Origin of the sequence: Flavobacterium limicola (genome assembly GCF_003634755.1) — a bacterium.
GTDB lineage: Bacteria > Bacteroidota > Bacteroidia > Flavobacteriales > Flavobacteriaceae > Flavobacterium > Flavobacterium limicola.
This window is the reverse complement of record NZ_RBXA01000003.1, coordinates 97206-118500: the sequence shown is the minus strand read 5'-3', so window position 1 is coordinate 118500 and position 21295 is coordinate 97206. Positions and strand designations below refer to the sequence as shown.

Here is a 21295-nt window from a genome sequence, read left to right as displayed (position 1 = left end):
AACTTCATAGGATGAAGTAGCGCTGATTATTTTACTAAAATATATACCAGATGTTGCGGATATATAAAAATTATCTCATATACGGATAGGCAGAATTGCATTCTGTGCCAACAATAATGAGCACCCGCTCTTCGAAGCTTACAATAGTTCTTGATTATGCTGCGCAAATGTCTTTAACTTTTCGACCATAACAATGAGCTAAAAACAACGATATTACAGAATTACCACAAGTCTAACACTTTTAGTGTTTATGGAAATTTTCGAAAGTTTTATTTATAATCATAATTTTTAAGAAGGTTTTTATACATTAGCTAACAAATAAGAAAAAAATAGAAATGAAAAAATATCACCATCCTTTTGATTCATCATCAAGAAAACCTTTTAAAATAATGCCTCTATTGATACTTGTAGCCTTTATAGTTTTTGGTATATTTTATTTAGGAAAAGATTGCGCAAATTATGACAAACGTCATGCTACATCTTTAAATAAAACTAGATAGGCAGTTTTTAATGCTTGCATAGTTAAGTTCTCAAAAAAACCACAGCAGAATCTAATTCTGTTGTGGTTTTTTTGTTTCTGATCATTTTAATTCCTCCTTCGCCGGTTAGGGAATTTTTACCAAGGAATCGGATTGTAATCTTTCAAAAACTTCCCGCACCAGTGTTTTCCTGTATTGATACCGTCAAACAACGGATCCATCACTCGTGCCGCACCATCCACAATATCTAATGGCGGCTGAAAATCTTCTTCTTCCTGTTTTCTTTTAGCTAATTCTGCCGGATCTTCGTCGGTTACCCAACCGGTATCAACCGCATTCATAAAAATGCCATCTTTTGCCAAGGTTCCAGAAGAAGTGTGCGTCAGCATATTCAAGGCAGCTTTTGCCATATTGGTATGCGGATGACGGTCTTCTTTGAAAAAGCGGTGAAACTTCCCTTCCATTGCCGAAACATTGATGATGTGCTTTTTTCCGGTGTTCTCTTTCTTCATCACTTCGGAAAGGCGGTTGCATAACACAAAAGGCGCTACGGAATTTACCAACTGCACTTCAATCATCTCCGTGGTTTCTATTTGTCCCAATCGCAAGCGCCAGCTATTTGTTTTTCTCAAATCTACTTGCTGCAAATCGGCATCGAGTTCTCCTTCAGGGAAAACTTCGTTTGCCACCAATGCATTATCAAACGAATACGGAATCTGCGATAATTTGGCGGAAGCCCGCAACCCAATTCCGGGTTCTGGTCCATGCCAAGTCACTGGCATATTCTGATTAGAGGAAGCACCTGCTGTCAATACTTTTAATTCATCCAGACAATTGGTATGATCCAGTAATAACTCTTGCACTTGTTGCGGCAAAAAAGCGATGGAACGCTCTTCGTTTTCCATTAAATGCGTATAAAATCCCGCGGGACGTCTCACGGTTTGCGCCGCGTTATTAATCAGAATATCCAAACGCTCGTATTTTTGCTCTATGAAATTGCAGAAAATCTCCACACTCGGAATGTGTCGCAAATCCAATCCGTGAATTTTCAAACGATGTCCCCAATCCATGAAATCGTCTTCCTGAGAAAAACGCAAAGCGGAATCCACCGGGAAACGAGTCGTAGCAATAACGGTTGCTCCACCACGCAACAACATCAACGTAATGTGATAGCCAATTTTTAAGCGAGAACCTGTAATAACTGCTACTTGTCCCTTTACATCTGCCGTTTGAAAACGTTTGGCATAATTAAAATCTCCACAATCCGTACACATGGTATCATAAAAATGGTGCATTTTAGTAAACTCTGTTTTACACACATAACAGTTTCGTGGAGTTTCTAGTTCTAATTGCTCTTTATGGGCGAGATCATGCGAAGCCAATAATTTGGGCGCCATAAAAACACTCGCTTCACGTGCGTGACGAATCCCAGTTTCCTTTCGGGCAGTTCGGTCACGTTTTTCCATTTTGCGTTTAGCCGCAACTTTTCCGTCTTTCTTTCTGCGGGAAAGTTCGTCACGATCGGGTCTGGAAAACTTTCCTGCCGCTTTGATTAAAGCCGTTCTTTGTTCTTTAGGGATATCAAAAATTTGGTCGGTATCGGTATTTAGTTGTGCCAAAATAGCGATGCATCGGTCAATTTCTTCCGGGCTTATGGCAATTTTATGTTCTATTTGTTCAGTCATTATCGTAAAAATGGATATTATTCTTGTGCAAATTCCAAGGGCGCAAAGATAGGCTTTAAAGTGAATAATGAGTGGTGAATAGGAATTATTCAGGCACTAGACTTCTCACTATTCACTTCTCACTCCTTATGACTTTTTTGTATCTTCGCGCCTACTTTGCAACTATCTTTATGTTATTCCAAATAAAATCGTATTTACAATTCCTTTGGCACTCTAAAAATGAGCATGCTGTACATTCTCCGTTTGTGTTTAGTTTGCTGACCAAATGCTTTTATGATAAAAAATCAAAACCGGAATATGCTGCTTTAAAAAAGTACCGAAATTCGCTTTTAGCAAACATCAATACGATTGAAGTCACTGATTTTGGTGTAGGTTCGAAAATTTTCAAATCGAATACCAGAATTATTGCCAAGATTGCAAAAACGGCGGGAATTTCTCCAAAACGAGCCGAATTATTATTCAGAATCACTCATTATTTTCAGCCCGACAGTATTTTAGAAATTGGAACTTCATTAGGATTAGCAACTGCTGCACTTTCTGTAGGGTCCAAAAGCGTTGGAAGAAAAGCAAAAATAATCACTTTAGAAGGTTGTCCTAATACAATGGCACTTGCAAAAAGTCAATTTCAAGTATTCCATTTTGATAATGTAAATCCAATCGTATCAGAATTCAATAGTTATTTAGATGACCTTCGACTTTCGACTTTAGACTTTAAACTCATTTACTTCGACGGCAATCACTCCAAGAAAGCGACTTTAGACTATTTCGAATTATTACTTCCTACAATTACGAACGAAACGGTTTGGATATTCGATGACATTCATTGGTCATCAGAAATGGAGGAAGTGTGGAAAATTATAAAGAAACATCCCAAAGTGACGGTAACTATTGATACGTTTCAATGGGGATTGGTGTTTTTTAGAAGAGAACAACCTAAAGAGCATTTTGTGATTCGAATTTAACGCAAAAAAAAAAAATGACAGCCATTGCTGACTGTCATTTCTAACATTGAATTAATTATTCCTTATTCTTTAGCTCTCTTCATTTCTCCTGATTTTGCTCCCATTCTGTTCAATGTGTACATCGGTGCAAATTTCAATTTCAAACTAGCAATTTTTCTGTTGTCCTCACCTGAAAGACCTTCTTTTTCAACAGTATTTTTTCTGCTGTCAAGTGCTTCATACATCAACTTAACCTCATCCCAATCTTCACGTGAATAAGCATCTTTATTTGTTTCAACAGTATTAACAAATTGTTGATACACTCCAAGGATATTGTCTTTGTTTACCCAAGTAAAACTCATATCATCCCCTATTTTTCCTTCACCAAACAAAGCATTTCTAAGTTGTTGTTTTGGATTTGCAGCTACAGCAGCTTTAGCATTCTCTTGCATTTCAGCTTCATATTTAGCTTTCAAAGCCTCATATTTAGCAGTTGCAGCATCTAGGCGTTCTTGCGCTTCTGCGTTGTCTTTCATATTAGCTAAAGCTGCTTGAGCATCTCCGCTTCTTAATTGATACGTAGCTTCAATTCCTTGCCAGTTTGCTTTAGCATCCTCTGATGCAACATTTCCTAATGAATCAACATACGTTACATATGTATCTACCGTTTTTTCTGCTTGTTCAGCTTTTTCATCCTTACAAGATGTAAATCCAATAGCGATTACTGCTATTCCTAATGCTAGTTTTGTATTTTTCATAATTTTGATTTTGTTAATTATCTAAACAAATGTAAATAGAATTACACTATAATCAATAAACAACCAAAAATTATATAACTAATTTAAATAATTGTGAAATAAAAAATATAAAAGTGTGAATTATATAAATTGATATTGAAATTATGTAAAAATTAAAACTTGGATTTAGTGTATAAAAAAACCTTAAAACGACTGTTTTGTAAAAACAACACAAAAATTAAAATCTAGCGTTTAAAATTTGAAGCCCTTTAAATTGTAACAAATTTAAAAAATAACTACTTATTAATAATTCAAAAGTCTTTTGTACTTTTAAAATCTAATTTAATAGGACCCTACGAACAGTCGAAGGTCAAAAATAATATATTCTAATGGCAAACCCGCTAATCAAAATAACCAATATCAAACGAGATTTCGTACTTGGAAATGAAATCGTTTATGTTCTCAAAGGCATTGATTTAGAAATAAATAAAGGCGAATATGTAGCATTAATGGGACCTTCAGGATCTGGAAAATCAACTTTAATGAATTTACTAGGCTGCTTAGACACGCCAACTTCCGGGAGTTATATTCTGAACGGAAAAGACGTCAGCCAGATGAAAGATGATGAATTAGCCGAAATTCGAAATAAAGAAATCGGATTCGTTTTCCAGACTTTTAACCTTTTACCCCGAACAACTGCGCTAGATAATGTGGCTTTACCCATGATTTATGCCGGTTTCTCTAAATCCGACAGAAACAAACGCGCCACCGAAGTACTGGAACAAGTAAATCTTGCCGACAGAATGGATCACCAGCCCAACCAACTTTCCGGAGGACAACGCCAGCGTGTGGCCATTGCCCGCGCTTTAGTCAACAAACCGTCCATCATTCTTGCCGATGAGCCTACCGGAAATCTGGACAGCAAAACATCGCTTGAAATCATGAAACTTTTTGGAGACATCCACGCTAATGGAAACACCGTTATTTTGGTAACACACGAGGAGGAAATCGCTGCTTATGCACACAGAATCATCCGCTTGCGTGACGGACTTATCGAAAGCGACACTACAAAATAATTTTTTTTTAGGAGCTTATTCCGACTATCCGCTTGTATCTCTTTCTTGTTATTCTTCCTTCGTCTGAATAACAAGAAAGAGGATACCGCTTGTATCCGGGCTAGAAAATTCCAATCATGATTGCATTCAGAATTCCAAATAACACCTACCAAAAAATGAAAATCGCCATCCTAACCTGCGAAAAACTTCCCAATTTAAATCCCGAAGATCAAAAAATAATTCCGGAATTAGCCAAACATAATATAGAAGCTAGCGCCGCTATCTGGAATGACAAAACCATCAATTGGTCTGATTTTGATTACTTGATTTTTCGCAATACTTGGGATTATTTTGAAAAAGAAACCGAGTTTAAAATTTGGCTCAACCAAATAGAAAAATTAGGTATAAAAACCCTCAATCCTATTGAAATCATCAAGCAAAACATCCATAAATTTTACTTGCGTGACATGGAACAGCAAGGAATTACGATTTTGCCAACCGTTTTTATTGACAAAACTGACCATCTTAATCTTGCTGAATTGATTCCTTCTCATTGGAAAAAAGCGGTTATAAAACCAGCATTTTCGGCAGGTTCCTATCTTACCGAAGTTTTTGAAAAATCCGAAATTCTAGCAATAAGCGAGAGATATAAAAGTATTGCAGCTGAGAAAGAGCTGCTTTTGCAGGAATTCATGCCCGAGATTCAAACATTAGGAGAAACCTCTTTTATCTTTTTTAATAAAAAATTCTCGCACGCGGTGAATAAAAAACCCGTTGATGGTGATTTCAGAGTACAATCACTTTTTGGAGGAAAATATACTTTGGTTCAACCCCATCCTGAAATGATTGAAAAAGCCCAAAAAGTAGTTGACACCTTTAAGGAAAACCTATTATATGGCCGTGTAGATGGAATTCTTATTGACGACGAACTTTATTTAATGGAAATTGAATGCATTGAACCCGATTTATATTTCAATTTGAGTGAAAACGCAATGGAACGATTTGTTGCGGAAATAGTGGAATTAATACGCTAAATTTGTTTTTTTAAATAAAATAAACGGTAGATGAAAGTATATACAAAGACTGGAGACAAAGGAACAACGGCACTTTTTGGCGGAACCAGAGTCCCAAAAGACCATGCCCGAATTGAAAGTTACGGAACTGTTGACGAATTAAATTCTCATATTGGTCTGATTCGCGATCAGGAAATGAACAATCATTACAAAGAAATTCTTATCGAAATTCAGGATCGTTTATTTACTGTTGGTGCTATCTTAGCAACCCCACCTGAGAAAGAAGTGATGAAAAACGGAGAACTTCGTTTGAAAAAACTGGGAATTATCGAATCGGATATTGAATTATTGGAAAATGAAATTGACGCTATGGAAGAAGCATTGCCGCCAATGACTCATTTTGTACTTCCTGGCGGACATACAACTGTGTCATATTGTCATATTGCACGTTGTGTTTGTCGCAGAGCAGAGCGTTTAGCGGTCCATTTAAGCCACAATGAACCCGTTGCTGAAATCGCAATCAAGTACTTAAACCGACTTTCTGACTACCTTTTTGTGTTGGCACGAAAGTTGTCTCATGACTTGAACGCTGCCGAAGTTCAATGGATTCCGAGGAAGTAGTTGGTAGTTTGCAGTTGTAAGTTTACAGTTAAAAGCTGAACACTAAATACCGAACACTGAGCACTAAATAAAACGTTCTTAACTTTAACTAAAAATAAATGATTTTTTACTTGTATTTTTCAGTAAAAAATTTATTTTTGCACAAAACTAAATCGACAACAAATGTATTGGACATTAGAATTAGCATCTTATTTAAGCGATGCACCGTGGCCTGCTAACAAAGACGAACTTATTGACTACGCTATTAGAGCAGGAGCTCCATTAGAAGTAGTAGAAAACCTTCAATCTATAGAGGACGAAGGCGAGATATATGAATCAATGGAAGAAATTTGGCCAGATTATCCTACTGACGAAGATTATCTTTGGAATGAGGATGAATATTAAAAGGTAAACCAATAAAAAAGTCTCAAAAGAGGCTTTTTTTTGGTTTAAATTTACAGAAGTACACAATTAGAAATAAAAACATATCATGAGTTTCATAAACAGTATTATTAAAGTCTTTGTTGGCGATAAGTCACAAAAAGATGTCAAAGCTTTACAACCTTATCTCAACAAAATAAAAACTTTTGAGGAACCACTAAAGGCATTATCCCATGATGAACTTAGAGGTCGAACGATCTTTTTTAAAGACAAAATAAAACAAGCTCGTTCAGAAAAAGACACGAAAATCGCAGCTCTGAAACAAGAGGTGGAAAGCATTGTAGATATTGACAAAAGAGAAGATATTTACGTAGCCATTGACGCCCTTGAAAAAGAAGCTTACGATATTTCGGAAAAAACATTGATGGAAATTCTTCCGGAAGCTTTTGCAGTGGTAAAAGAAACAGCAAGACGTTTCAAAGACAACTCTCAAATAGTGGTAACAGCTACGGCAAAAGACCGTGAACTATCCGCAACTAAAAGTTATATCACTTTGGATGGTGATACTGCGATTTGGGCAAATTCATGGAGTGCTGCAGGGAAAGAAATTACTTGGGACATGATTCACTATGACGTACAATTAATTGGCGGAATGGTTTTGCATGAAGGAAAAGTAGCTGAAATGCAAACCGGTGAAGGAAAAACATTAGTGGCTACATTACCACTTTACTTAAATGCGTTGACCGGAAAAGGGGTACATTTAGTAACTGTGAATGATTATTTGGCAAAAAGAGATAGTACTTGGAAAGCGCCATTATTCGAATTTCATGGTATGACTGTTGAATGTATTGACAATTACCAACCAAGTTCAGAAGGAAGAAAAAAAGCATACGACGCTGATATCACTTACGGAACCAATAATGAATTTGGTTTTGACTACTTAAGAGATAACATGGCTCATTCGCCAGAAGATTTAGTGCAAAGAAAACACAATTACGCCATTGTCGATGAGGTCGATTCTGTTTTGATTGATGATGCTAGAACACCATTAATTATTTCAGGTCCGGTTCCGCAAGGAGATCGTCATGAATTCATGGAAATGAAACCAAAAATTGAAAACTTAGTTAGTTTACAAAGACAATTGGCGAACGGTTTCTTATCTGAAGCAAAAAAATTAATAAAAGAAGGAAATACCAAAGAAGGTGGATTCCAATTATTAAGAGCTTACAGAGCATTACCAAAAAACAAAGCATTAATTAAATTTTTGAGTGAAGAAGGAATTAAACAATTGCTTCAGAAAACAGAAAATCAATACATGCAGGATAACAAAAGAGAAATGCACAAGATTGATGAGGCATTGTATTTTGTTATTGAAGAAAAAAATAATCAGGTAGAATTGTCTGACAACGGAATTAAATACCTTTCTGGAGATACGGACTCTGACTTTTTTGTACTTCCGGACATTGGAACTGAAATTGCCGCTATCGAAAAGAAAAAATTAGACAAAGACGCTGAAGCAGAAGAAAAAGAACAATTGTTTCAAGATTTTGGTATAAAAAGTGAGCGTATTCATACCTTGACACAACTTTTGAAAGCCTACACTTTATTCGAAAAAGATGTAGAATATGTAATCATGGACAATAAAATCATGATTGTAGATGAGCAAACGGGTCGTATCATGGACGGTCGTCGTTATTCTGACGGATTGCACCAAGCGATTGAAGCCAAAGAAAATGTAAAAATCGAAGCTGCAACTCAAACATTTGCAACCGTGACGTTACAGAATTACTTCAGAATGTACAACAAACTGGGAGGAATGACTGGAACAGCTTCTACTGAAGCAGGTGAGCTATGGCAAATATATAAATTGGACGTTGTAGAAATTCCTACGAACAGAGGAATGGCCAGAAAAGACAAAGAGGATTTTATTTATAAAACGACTCGTGAAAAATTCAATGCCGTTATCGAAGACGTAACTGAATTATCTAAAGCAGGAAGACCGGTTCTTATTGGTACCACTTCTGTAGAGATTTCAGAATTGTTAAGCCGAATGTTGAAAATGAGAGGCATTGCACACAATGTCTTGAATGCAAAAATGCACAAACAAGAAGCACAAATTGTTGAAGAAGCCGGAAAACCTGGTGTGGTAACTATTGCAACAAATATGGCTGGTCGTGGTACCGATATTAAATTATCTGCCGAAGTAAAAGCCGCTGGTGGATTAGCAATTGTAGGTACGGAACGTCATGATTCGCGTCGTGTAGACCGTCAGTTACGTGGTCGTGCAGGACGTCAAGGTGATCCTGGAAGTTCTCAGTTTTATGTTTCTCTTGAAGACAACCTAATGCGTTTATTTGGTTCTGAAAGAGTGGCTAAAGTGATGGACAGAATGGGATTGCAGGAAGGTGAAGTGATTCAGCATTCTATGATGACAAAATCGATCGAACGTGCTCAGAAAAAAGTAGAAGAAAACAACTTTGGTGTTCGTAAACGTTTATTGGAATATGATGACGTTATGAATGCACAACGTGAAGTGGTTTACAAACGTCGTCGTCATGCATTGTTTGGAGAGCGATTGAAATTAGACATTGCTAACATGCTTTACGATACTTGTGAATTGATCGTTGACCAAAACAAAGCATCAAATAATTTCAAAAACTTTGAATTCGAATTGATTCGTTATTTCTCAATCACATCGCCAGTTACTGAAAGTGAATTCAGTAAATTGAGTGAAATGGAATTAACCGGTAAAATATACAAAGCTACGCTGGAATATTATACCGAGAAAACCGAGAGAAGTGCCAGAGAAGCATTCCCAATTATAAAAAGTGTTTACGAAGATAAAAACAACCAATTTGAACGCATTGTAGTTCCTTTTACAGACGGAATCAAATCGTTGAATGTGGTTACTGATTTGAAAAAAGCCTACGAAACTGAGGGAGCTCAACTGGTGGCCGATTTCGAAAAAAATATCACTTTGTCTATTGTAGATGAAGCTTGGAAGAAACACTTACGCAAAATGGATGAGTTGAAACAATCGGTTCAACTTGCGGTTCACGAACAAAAAGATCCATTACTTATTTACAAACTGGAAGCGTTCAATTTGTTTAGAGCAATGATTGACAATGTAAATAAAGAAGTGATTTCATTCTTGTTCAAAGGTGATTTACCGGCTCAGGAAAACCAACAAATTCAAGAAGCGAAAGAAGTTGCTCCGGTAGAAGATTACACGACTTCAAAAGATGAAATCGTAAGTAGCGAAGCTGCAAATCGTGAAGCTGGCCAAACGCAACAACGCCAAGTAACCGAAACTATCGTGAGAGATATGCCAAAAATTAATCGTAACGATACTGTGACGATTCAAAACGTGGCCAACGGACAAATTCAAGAAATGAAATACAAAAAAGCCGAAAGCCTAATCGCTTCAGGACAATGGGTTATCGTGAACTAATAACCGTTTCAATTCCTTACTATTACATTCCCCAATTACGAAAGTAGTTGGGGAATTTTTTTGCACCTCATTTTCAAGAGCCATACCCGCCCTACGCTGCAAGCTATTGGGTTTTAAACCCTTTTTCTAGCCGCTGGCAGGAGCTTCTTTTAGTCGCTCTGCCACCACCAGAAAAAAGTGGTTTTCAACCGGCATAGGCTTTTCACTGCAGTCGGGGCTAGGAATTTTGTGGTAAATAACTCTGTTTACGGTTTACCGTAATAATCCTGTACGCCAAGAATATATATTTGAAAATAAATGAATAGCTATTTTATTTTTATAAGTATTTTCAGCGATTTATTTATATATTTGAAAATAAATAAAATCTGACGTTTATCAGACCAATCTACCCAATTATGGGGTGATAAGTCTTATAGTGTCAGACCTATTTACTAGTCATAGGCAAGCCTACCGCAGAATCAAGAATCTAACGCACAACCACCAACTGACAAAACCAAAATAAATGACAGAATTAGAAATTCACTTAGAAAACTGTTACGGAATAAGACGATTCAAACATAAATTCAACTTTGGGCAATCGAAAACACAACTTATTTACGCTCCAAACGGAGTAATGAAATCTTCACTTGCATCCACATTGGAAGATATTGCAGAAGGTAAAGTTTCTAAAGATAGAATTTTTTCAAACAGAGTAAATCACAGAGAAGTAAAGATTGACGGAGTAGATATCGAAAAGGATGAAATTTTTGTCATTCAAAGAATGAAGTCTGCAGAGTTCAAAGAAGCCTCAACAATTCTTGCAAATGAAAAACTCAAAAATGAATACGACACATTAAACTCAAAATTAAACGTGTCCAAAAATGATTTTTTAAAACAAATTCAACCATTATTTGGGATTAAGAGCAATGTAATTGAAAGTGAAATTGAAACGGTTTTCAAACAAGAGCTTTTCAAAACGTTTGAAAGATATGACGCAGATATAAATGAAATTAAAGACCCAATATATTCAGAGATAATTTATTCAGAAGTATTTAATGATAAATCTATAAAATTCCTTGAAAGCAAAGACTTTAAATCAAAAATTAAAGATTACATAAAAGTCTATGATACTCTTGTAAATGAAAACGACTCTCTTTTTATGAAGGGAACATTTAATCATTATAATGCCGACACAGTTACAAAATCACTTAAAGACAATAATTTCTTTTCCGCAAATCATAAAGTAAAAATAAAAGAACAGGAAATAACAAATGCCAAAGAATTAGAGGAATTAATCTTTAACGAAAAAGAGAAAGTTCTTAAAGACCCTTTATTAGCAAGTACATTCAATGAAATTGACAAATTACTTAGTAGTAGTGCAGAACTAAGAAAGTTTAGAAATTACGTAGAAGAAAATCAAGAAATTATTAAAGAATTTGCCGATATATCCAACTTTAAGAAGAAACTCATATTAAACTACTTAGCAAAATTCAAAAGCGAGTTTAATGTCCTTTTAAAATTACATAATGACACATTTACACAAAGAGATAAAATCATACAGGAAGCAAAAAAGGAACAAGATGATTGGAAAAAAGTAATTGATATTTTTAAAAGAAGATTTACAGTTCCTTTTGAAGTACATATAAAAAATCAAGAAAATGTAATCTTAAATAGTGAGCCTGCATCATTATTATTTAAGTATACAGACGGCAATGGACCTGAAGACACAAAATTTTTAGGAGGTACTGAATTGCAAGAATCACTAAGTACGGGAGAGCAAAGAGTATTTTATCTTTTGAATATTATTTTTCAAATTGAGACAAGAAGAAAACTAAATAAAAACCAACTTGTAATTGTTGACGATATAGCAGACTCATTTGATTACAAAAACAAATATGCCATAATAGAATATTTAAAAGACGTTTTGGACGACCCTCATTTTTTTATGATCGTTCTAACCCACAATTTTGATTTTTATAAAACTATCAAAAGTAGATTAGGAGCTAAAATTAACTACCAAGGAAATTGGACTACAACCAGAAAATCAGGAGAAATAGAACTGACTATTGGAGAAAAAAGAGATGTCTTTCCAATTTTAAGAAGTAATTATGACATTTGTGATTTTACTTTTATTGCTTGTGTTCCATTTGTAAGAAACCTAATTGATTTCACTATTGGAGACGATAACAATAATTATTTACTTTTAACTTCATTACTCCATATGAAGCCTGAAAGAGCGGATAAAGGAATTAGTAAAACAGAAGACATAACAGTACAATCAGTTTTAGACGTTTTCAATACAACTTTTCAACAGACAAAAATAAAAGAAAATTCAACCGATAACGTTTTTGACCTTATAATTACCAAAGCAAAGGAAATCTATAATCTCGCAGATGGAAATCCCATAGACATAAAGTATAAAATCTGTATCTCAATTGGAATAAGACTTCTTGCTGAAAATTTTATGATTTCAAAAATAGTTGACCCTCATTTTCATAATCACATATTGAAAAAACAAACAGGACAAATTGTAGATAAATATCGAGCTGAATTCCCTACAGAAATAGACAACTTAGGAATTTTAGATAGAGTAAATTTAATGACTCCAGAAAATATTCACGTTAATTCATTTATGTATGAACCATTAATGGATTTGACTGACGACCATTTAAAAATATTGTATAATGATGTAAAAACATTAGCGTAAAAAAAGGCCAGCCCATAACCGCAATTTGGCGATATGTCGGGTTTAGGCATAATTTAAAGTTAGTTTTGTACTTGGAAAATTAGTCATTAATCAAAAGTTCAGGCTTCCTTAATCCGCCACATCGCCAAGTTGCGGGACGTTAATGAAAAATCAGTAGCCAAAATAGGAACTTCAAAATAATATTTTATGATAATCGGTGGAGTAATATTAGTAGCGATTTTTATATTTATCTTTTTATATATTAGAGATAAAAAATTATTAGAAACTGTTACGAAATCTCATCGAGGTACTAAAACTGAAAGAAAATTAGTTTTAAAACTTTTAAAAGCAGGATTTCCGGCACAAACTATTTTTCACGATTTATATCTTAAGAATAGAGATGGAAATTATTCTCAAATTGATTTGGTTCTTGCCACAAAAGTTGGAATAATTGTATTTGAAGTTAAAAAATATAGCGGATGGATTTTTGGAACTGGAAATCAGAATAAATGGACACAAGTTTTAGCTTACGGAAAAGACAAGTATTACTTTTATAATCCAATTCTTCAAAATAAAAAACATGTTGAAAATCTTAAAACAACGCTTACTGATTTTCAAAATATTCAATTTTTTTCAGTTGTAGTATTCTTTGGAGATTGCAAATTTAGAGATGTTAGCTTTATTCCAAACAATACTTTTTTAACGAAATCTCCAAGAGTAATAGATGTTGTGAAAAAGATTATCAAAGATAATGAACCTGTAAATTACAAAAGTAAGCGTGATGTTGTAAATATTTTATCTGCAGCAGTCGAAAATGGTAATAGCCAGAAAATTACTGAAAAACATATTAAAAACATAAAAGACATGTTAGGTGAAGAACGGATTTTTCACTAACTAAAGAATTTTCAGCTACGCAAAGTATTCCTAAAAAACATAGATTTTTCGTAAATGCTGCGCAAATGTCTCTGAATTTGCGCAATTTTTATAAATAGAAATCATATTAAAAACGTCATAAAGCGGCTGACTTTAAAAGGTCTTTTAGAAAAAGAATCCCTGAATTTATTACAAATGGATCGTGTATCTTGTTTGAGTTATTTTTGAAAAATAAGAAAAAACATCTTTTTTTGTAAGCAAAATCTATTATATTTACATGCAAAGTTAGAAAACTATTAACATTACTAAAAAAACTATTATGAAAGAATACAAAGTAGAAAGTTTAATTTATTACTCTAAATTGACTTTAGATTCAAAGCACATTGCTAATGACTCAAAAAAAGAAATTCAAGAAAAACTAGATGAATATGCCGCAAAAGGATATAGGTTCACTACATCAACATCAACAAATTTTGGTTCTGCCATTTATATTCATTTGTATTTTGAGAAAGATATTTAATGAAAGTCAGAGGAAAATAATATCCGCTTCGCAAAACACTTTTGAGAACACATAATTTTTCGTAAATGTTGCGCAAATGTCTCTGACTTTGCGCAATTTTTAGAATACACATCGATATCGATAAGCACTTAATCAAAAGAAAATACAAGATATAATTGATTCGACCGCTACCATAATAAAAGATAAAAATGACACAGATATTCAACATAAAAAATGGACAAATTTCTTTTGAAACCGATAAAGTTAGTATTTCGGACAATTCAAAGAAACATAATCTTATTATGCTAATCAGTGCAGGTATTTGGACAATATTTGGAACTTTATCGGTTTTGAGATATTTCAAAACTGGCGACCAGTTCTTACTTTGGACGGGTTTATTTATTGGAATAGGTCATTTAGTGTTTTTTATCCTAAGTTTATTTCGGTCAAATCAGAATGAAATTTTATTTAGTGATATAGAGTCAATAACTGTTAAACAACGATTTGGAAATAGTTTTTTAGACATAAGACTAAAAAATAATAAACTCAGGAGAGTCATTGGTATAGAGGATTCAGCAGAACTTGAAAATTATATCAAATCAAATATTGAGAATAGGATAAACTACTCCAGTTAAAAGCTAATGTCCCCGCTCCGCAAAGTATCCCTGAAAACACATAAATTTTTCGTAAATGCTTCGCAAATGTCTCTGACTTTGCGCAATTTTTATAACTTGAAAGTATATTAAAACATAATAAAGTGGCTGACTTTCATTAACCTGCTTTTGAATTGGAACATAAACAAGAACCGAGAAAGATGAAAAAAATACACTTCAATCACTTGACATTTAAAAATTGGACATCCGTTTTAATGTTAATCTCATTAGTTTTTATTCTTATGGGTAGTTTTGAAATTATTGACTTTGAATATAAAAGGACAAATAAAATTTTGGCTTCCATTGGTTTTTTTATCCAAGCAGCCTATTACAGTAAAATGTTTTGGTACAAAAATTATGTTGAGTGGAATAAACTGGGAATGAACATCAAAATAAATAGATTAATCAGTAAATCCATAAAATTTGAAAATGTTAAGAAATTAGAATTAGACAACACTAATTTAAAAATCATTCAGAAATCCGGAAGCGACAAAATATTCGAAATCCATAACATTGCTAGTACTGATTTAGAAAAACTCGTGAAAATAATTACACAAAATAGCGGAATCGAAAGCACCGAATTTTCTACAAATTGAAAAATCAAATAAATTACGGTTGCTAACAGCTAGAGCTCCTCGCAATAACTCAGCAAACCGTAAGAATCTAATTTAAGCGTTTGTTTATACTATCTTGGGTTTTCCTCAAAATACCGCGCTTCAATTCGATTGATGTCTTTGATGGAATTTTTGGCCCAAGCCAAACGCTTTTCTAAAATTTCATTTTCAGATAAATGCCAATCAATGTTTGAATTGCGCAATCGATTCGTGAGGTTTTGAATGATGATTGCCGCCGAAACCGATATATTCAAACTTTCTGTAAAACCTACCATCGGGATTTTAAGGAAACCATCGGCGCGTTTCAAAATTTCTTCGGATAATCCGTCTCTTTCTGTTCCAAAAAATAAAGCACTGGGTTTTGAGATATCAAAATCTTCCATCAAACAATCATTTTCATGTGGCGTGGTAGCAATGATTTGGTAGCCTTTACTTTTTAACGTATCCAGACAATTCGTAATACTGTCAAAGGTATTGATGTCGACCCATTTTTGAGCGCCCATCGCAATTTCCTTATCGATACTTTTTCCGTAGCGTTGCTCGATCACATTCAATTCCTGAATTCCAAAAATCTCACAACTGCGCATTACCGCACTGGTATTGTGCATTTGGAAAATATCTTCGACAGCAATGGTAAAATGTTTGGTTCTGTTTTCCAAGACTTTCAGAAATTTTTCTTTGCGGTTATCAGTTAAAATATTTTCAAGAAAAGCGAGATACTCTAAATCAATCATTGGGAATTATTTTTTTGCAAAAATAGTAAAAAAGACTAGCTTTATAAGCTAAGAGCATATTCTATAAAAATAAACATATAAGTAATATAAGTAATTGAATCAATGTATTGCCTTATTTTAAAGTATCAAAACCTCAGTAATGATTAAATTTGCTCTAAAAACTTATAGGATATTATTTCAAGCGCATTGCTTAAGTTCATATAAACCTATTTTATTTACTTATATGATTACTTATTTAAACTCATATGACTTATATGTTTATTTTTTTTACAATGCTTTAAAATAAATTTTATGTTCTAAGAAACTTAAACCCTTAAAAAAAATCCATTAAATGAAAAAGAAACTTGTCGTCTTGACTGGAGCAGGAATCAGTGCCGAAAGTGGCATCAAAACATTTCGCGATAGTGACGGACTTTGGGAAGGTCATAATGTCCAGGATGTCGCCACTCCGGAAGGTTGGCATAAAAACCCGGCTTTAGTGCTAGATTTTTATAATCAAAGACGAAAACAACTCAAAGAAGTTGCACCTAATTTGGGTCATCAAATTTTGGCTGAATTAGAAAAGGATTTTGAGGTGTACATAATCACACAAAACGTGGATGATTTGCACGAACGCGCCGGAAGTTCTAATGTGTTGCATTTGCATGGCGAATTATTGAAAGTCAGAAGCACCAAAAACCCAGATTATATTCTGGATTGGCAGGACGATTTAAATTTTGGCGATTTAGACGAAAATAAAAATCAATTACGCCCGCATATTGTCTGGTTTGGCGAGGAAGTTCCTGCGCTTGATGAAGCCATAACACTCACTCAAAGTGCGGATTATTTTGCTGTAATTGGGACTTCTTTGCAAGTCTATCCAGCAGCAGGATTAATCGATTTTACGAGTCGGGAAACACCTATTTTTTATATTGATCCAAAACCGATAAAAATCCCAAATCTTAGATACCCATTGGAAGTCATTCCAGAAGTGGCTTCAACAGGTGTTGCTTTTATGAAAGAAAAATTACTCAATCAATTGCAATGACAAACACAATGACAATGGCAAAAAATGAATTATAATTGCAATAAAAATATAAACTTATACTCCATAACTTATAACTTATAACTATTTTTGTGCCTTTCGAACAAACAACTAAACAATGACTACTTTAAACGAATTGAATGCTATATCGCCAATTGACGGAAGATATAGAAACAAGACTATTTCTTTGGCTCCATTTTTCTCTGAAGAAGCCTTAATCAAATACCGCGTATTGGTTGAAATTGAATATTTCATTGCTTTGTGCGAAGTGCCTTTGCCACAACTTACAACCGTAAACCCAGATGTATTTGAAAGTTTACGTAACATCTATAAAAATTTCTCTACTGAAGATGCGCTTTGGATTAAAGAAACCGAAAAAGTAACCAACCACGATGTAAAAGCGGTGGAATACTTTATCAAAGATGCTTTTGAAAAATTAGGCTTATCCCAATATAAAGAATTCATTCACTTTGGATTGACATCACAAGATATTAATAACACTGCGATTCCGCTTTCAACAAAAGAAGCTTTCGAAAAAGTATACATGCCTTCATTGATTACTTTGACTTCAAAATTGAAAGATTTAAGTATCGAATGGAAGGACATTCCAATGCTTGCGCGTACGCACGGACAACCGGCTTCTCCAACGCGTTTGGGTAAAGAAATTGGTGTTTTTGTAGAGCGTCTAGAAGAGCAAATGCGTTTGTTGTTTAATGTTCCTTTTGCTGCTAAATTTGGCGGTGCAACCGGAAATTACAATGCGCATCACGTGGCATATCCACAAATTGACTGGAGAAAATTTGGTGGTAAATTCGTAGAGGAAAATCTTGGTTTACACCACTCCTTCCCTACTACACAAATTGAACATTACGATCACTTCGCTGCATTTTTTGATGCGTTGAAAAGAATAAATACAATCATTATTGATTTAGACCGAGATATTTGGACTTACGTTTCAATGGAATATTTTAAACAAAAAATCAAAGCGGGAGAAATAGGTTCATCAGCTATGCCACACAAAGTTAATCCTATCGATTTTGAAAATTCAGAAGGGAATTTAGGAATTGCCAATGCGATTTTCGAACATTTATCGGCTAAATTACCATTGTCAAGATTACAACGTGATTTGACGGACAGTACGGTTTTGAGAAATATTGGTGTACCAATGGGACACACCTTAATCGCTTTTGAAGCTACTTTGAAAGGATTGAACAAATTGTTATTGAACGAACCAAAATTCCACGAAGATTTAGAGAAAAACTGGGCCGTAGTTGCTGAAGCGATTCAAACCATTTTACGTCGTGAAGGATATCCTAATCCGTATGAAGCGTTGAAAGGATTGACAAGAACCAATGAAGCGATTGATAAAAACGCAATTCACGGTTTTATTGCAACTTTAGAAGTTTCGGACGAAATTAAAGCAGAGTTAATGAAAATCACTCCAAGCAATTTCTTAGGAATATAGTTTAACAAAATTATTCGATTTTATAAAATCCCGTTGAAAAGGAACACTAAATTCTTTTCAACGGGATTTTTGTTGCTAAAAAAATCATAAAAAGCCGTTTTTAGCATTAATTATACTTTCAAAATTAAAGTTTTTTTATATCTTACCACAATACACAAAAACCTAAAAAAAGAGTAAACGCCTATGAATGCCGCAGAAACAGTAGCAAACGCCTCACACCATTTACAACCCTTAATCAGTGATTTAGGATTAATCCTAATGACCGCCGCGGTGGCCGTATTGTTATTTAAAAAAATCAAACAACCTTTAGTACTCGGTTATTTAATAGCCGGATTTTTGGCTGGAAACCATTTTGATTTTTTCCCTTCCATAAAAGATATTAAAAGCGTAGAAGTTTGGGCCGAGATTGGAGTAATCTTTTTGTTATTTAGTTTAGGACTGGAATTCAGTTTTAAAAAACTGATGAAAGTGGGCGGAACAGCATCAATTACAGCCATAACACAAATCCTTGCAATGGTTTCCATCGGTTATTTAGTAGGTCAATGGATTGGCTGGAAACCTATGGACAGCATATTTTTAGGAGTAATCCTTTCCATTTCCTCTACTACAATTATCCTGAAAACCTTTGACGAACTCGGAGTAAAAACCCAAAAATTTGCTGGAATCGTTATTGGTTCGCTTATTGTCCAGGATTTAGTTGCCATTTTAATGATGGTTTTACTATCAACAATTGCGGTTAGCCAACAGTTTTCAGGAAGTGAATTGCTATTGTCTGTTTTTAAATTAATATTTTTCTTGACCATTTGGTTTGTTGGCGGTATCTTTTTCATCCCAACATTACTTAAAAAAGCAAAAAGTCTTTTGACCGATGAAATGCTGCTAATCATTTCACTGGCTTTGTGTCTAATGATGGTTATTCTTGCTGCCAATGTTGGTTTTTCGCCTGCCTTAGGTGCATTCATCATGGGTTCTATCATTGCTGAAACAACGCAGGCAGAACATATTGAACATTTAGTTAAACCCGTAAAAGATCTTTTTGGAGCCGTATTTTTCGTGTCAGTAGGTATGTTAATTAACCCAGATACGTTGTACGAATATGCTTTACCAGTCGCTATTTTGACTTTTGTGGTGATTTTGGGACAGTCCATCAGTTCTACGATTGGTGCTTTACTTTCTGGACAACCACTGAAACAATCGGTGCAAACCGGAATGAGTTTATCGCAAATTGGGGAATTCTCTTTTATAATTGCCACGCTGGGAATGACGTTGAATGTAACGAGTGATTTCCTCTATCCTATTGTAGTGGCAGTATCAGCAGTAACAACTTTTACCACGCCTTTTATGGTGAAATTCTCTACTCCGTTTTCTGAATATCTGGAAAAGAAACTGCCTCGGAAATGGATTAAAAAAATTGAACGCTACAGTGCCAACGCACAATCTATAAAACTGGTAAGCAACTGGCAAATCGTGGTACGCGCTTTTCTGACACAGGTAATTATACATTCCGTTATTATAGTCGCAGTTATTTTACTTTCGTCTAAATTCATTTTACCTTTAGTAAAAGACTCACAATTTGGAAATATAATTGCTGCATTAATTACAATAGTAATACTTTCCCCTTTTTTATGGGCTCTTTCTTTACGCCGAGTTGCAGTGAAAGAAGTAGCTATTTTAAGAGAGGAACGCAAATATCGCGGTCCCATTTTGATGATGATTTTGTTGCGAATGGTGTTGACTCTTTTCTATATTGGATTTTTATTGAATATCTTTTTCTCTCCAATAATTGCATTTATAGCTTTAATTGCGGCTGTTGTCATTTATTTTGTTTTTCCGAAAAAATTAAACGCACAATATCATAAAATAGAAGATCATTTCTTAAAAAACCTTAATGCGCGAGAAATCAAAAAAGCCATTAGAAGCAGAAGCGATTTGACACCGTGGGACGGACACATGACCACTTTTGATATTGCGCCAACATCCAATATTGCCGGAAAAACATTAGAAGAATTACGCATTCGGGAGCAATTAGGTATTAATATCGCCTTCATAAAGCGCGGGGAAATCATGATTAATATCCCCAATAAAAATGAACGTTTATTTCCTGGTGATGAAATTTGTGTCATTGGAACAGATAACCAAGTCAAGGAATTTAAATCGTATTTGCATCAAAATGAAATAGAAATCCCTGAAAAAGTCACGGACACCGATATTATTTTGAAACAATTAGAGCTTAAGGAAGAAGAATTTATTGGTAAAAATATCCGCGACTCATTATTACGTGAAAAAACAAATGGTTTGATTGTGGGAATTGAAAGAAGTGGAAAACGAATCTTGAATCCAGAGTCCAATATGATTTTAGAAAAAAATGATATTCTTTGGGTGGTGGGAAGCAAAAAATTACTAACCACGTTTTTCAAAAATTAAAC

The 21295-nt window shown here is 34.4% G+C and carries 17 protein-coding genes; 14 read left to right on the top strand and 3 right to left on the bottom strand.

Going from position 1 to position 21295, the window contains the following annotated elements; genetic code table 11:
- Positions 1-616: 616 nt before the first annotated feature.
- Positions 617-2164, bottom strand: a complete 1548-nt coding sequence (locus tag BC952_RS10535) for an SDR family NAD(P)-dependent oxidoreductase (protein ID WP_208639985.1) — start codon at positions 2162-2164, stop codon at positions 617-619.
- Between the two features lie 170 nt (positions 2165-2334).
- On the opposite strand from BC952_RS10535, the gene BC952_RS10530 reads away from it, so the two are divergent.
- Entirely contained in the window at positions 2335-3126 is a 792-nt protein-coding gene (locus tag BC952_RS10530) for an O-methyltransferase (protein ID WP_121365630.1), read from the top strand.
- A 62-nt stretch (positions 3127-3188) separates the two neighbouring features.
- Here the strand turns inward: BC952_RS10530 and BC952_RS10525 are convergent, their stop codons facing one another.
- Positions 3189-3863 (bottom strand): hypothetical protein, encoded by a 675-nt coding sequence (locus tag BC952_RS10525; RefSeq protein ID WP_121365629.1) that lies wholly within the window; start codon positions 3861-3863, stop codon positions 3189-3191.
- A 368-nt stretch (positions 3864-4231) separates the two neighbouring features.
- Here BC952_RS10525 and BC952_RS10520 point away from each other — a divergent pair, with 368 nt between their 5' ends.
- The 10 genes from BC952_RS10520 to BC952_RS10475 all read left to right on the top strand — a co-directional run bounded on the left by BC952_RS10520 (position 4232) and on the right by BC952_RS10475 (position 15628).
- Complete coding sequence (locus BC952_RS10520) at positions 4232-4918, top strand: ABC transporter ATP-binding protein (protein WP_091166715.1); 687 nt, start codon at positions 4232-4234, stop codon at positions 4916-4918.
- A 116-nt stretch (positions 4919-5034) separates the two neighbouring features.
- On the top strand, positions 5035-5931 hold the full coding sequence (locus tag BC952_RS10515) for an ATP-grasp domain-containing protein (RefSeq protein ID WP_244200135.1): 897 nt from the start codon (positions 5035-5037) through the stop codon (positions 5929-5931).
- A gap of 30 nt (positions 5932-5961) precedes the next feature.
- Positions 5962-6531, top strand: coding sequence for a cob(I)yrinic acid a,c-diamide adenosyltransferase (locus BC952_RS10510; RefSeq protein ID WP_121365628.1), 570 nt, complete (start codon positions 5962-5964; stop codon positions 6529-6531).
- Positions 6532-6693: 162 nt separating this feature from the next.
- Complete coding sequence (locus BC952_RS10505) at positions 6694-6915, top strand: DUF2795 domain-containing protein (protein WP_007138072.1); 222 nt, start codon at positions 6694-6696, stop codon at positions 6913-6915.
- Between the two features lie 85 nt (positions 6916-7000).
- Positions 7001-10342 (top strand): preprotein translocase subunit SecA, encoded by a 3342-nt coding sequence (gene secA, locus BC952_RS10500; protein WP_121365627.1) that lies wholly within the window; start codon positions 7001-7003, stop codon positions 10340-10342.
- A 613-nt stretch (positions 10343-10955) separates the two neighbouring features.
- Entirely contained in the window at positions 10956-13028 is a 2073-nt protein-coding gene (locus BC952_RS10495) for an ATP-binding protein (RefSeq protein ID WP_147405274.1), read from the top strand.
- A 186-nt stretch (positions 13029-13214) separates the two neighbouring features.
- On the top strand, positions 13215-13901 hold the full coding sequence (locus BC952_RS10490; RefSeq protein ID WP_121365625.1) for a nuclease-related domain-containing protein: 687 nt from the start codon (positions 13215-13217) through the stop codon (positions 13899-13901).
- A 298-nt stretch (positions 13902-14199) separates the two neighbouring features.
- Positions 14200-14400 carry a DUF4177 domain-containing protein gene (locus BC952_RS10485; RefSeq protein WP_073355212.1) on the top strand — a complete coding sequence of 67 codons (201 nt, stop codon included), beginning with the start codon at positions 14200-14202 and terminating at the stop codon, positions 14398-14400.
- A gap of 188 nt (positions 14401-14588) precedes the next feature.
- Positions 14589-15014 (top strand): hypothetical protein, encoded by a 426-nt coding sequence (locus tag BC952_RS10480; RefSeq protein ID WP_121365624.1) that lies wholly within the window; start codon positions 14589-14591, stop codon positions 15012-15014.
- A gap of 179 nt (positions 15015-15193) precedes the next feature.
- Complete coding sequence (locus tag BC952_RS10475) at positions 15194-15628, top strand: hypothetical protein (RefSeq protein WP_121365623.1); 435 nt, start codon at positions 15194-15196, stop codon at positions 15626-15628.
- A gap of 89 nt (positions 15629-15717) precedes the next feature.
- Here BC952_RS10475 and BC952_RS10470 read toward each other — a convergent pair whose 3' ends face one another.
- Positions 15718-16380 (bottom strand): TrmH family RNA methyltransferase, encoded by a 663-nt coding sequence (locus tag BC952_RS10470; protein WP_121365622.1) that lies wholly within the window; start codon positions 16378-16380, stop codon positions 15718-15720.
- 331 nt (positions 16381-16711) lie between these two features.
- Here BC952_RS10470 and BC952_RS10465 point away from each other — a divergent pair, with 331 nt between their 5' ends.
- From BC952_RS10465 to BC952_RS10455, 3 genes are all read left to right on the top strand, one after another.
- On the top strand, positions 16712-17407 hold the full coding sequence (locus BC952_RS10465) for an SIR2 family NAD-dependent protein deacylase (protein WP_121365621.1): 696 nt from the start codon (positions 16712-16714) through the stop codon (positions 17405-17407).
- 115 nt (positions 17408-17522) lie between these two features.
- Positions 17523-18869: an adenylosuccinate lyase gene (purB, locus tag BC952_RS10460; protein ID WP_121365620.1), complete on the top strand. Its 1347-nt coding sequence runs from the start codon at positions 17523-17525 to the stop codon at positions 18867-18869.
- A 183-nt stretch (positions 18870-19052) separates the two neighbouring features.
- A complete protein-coding gene (locus BC952_RS10455; protein ID WP_121365619.1) occupies positions 19053-21293 on the top strand; it encodes a cation:proton antiporter in 2241 nt (746 codons plus the stop codon).
- Positions 21294-21295 lie beyond the last annotated feature (2 nt).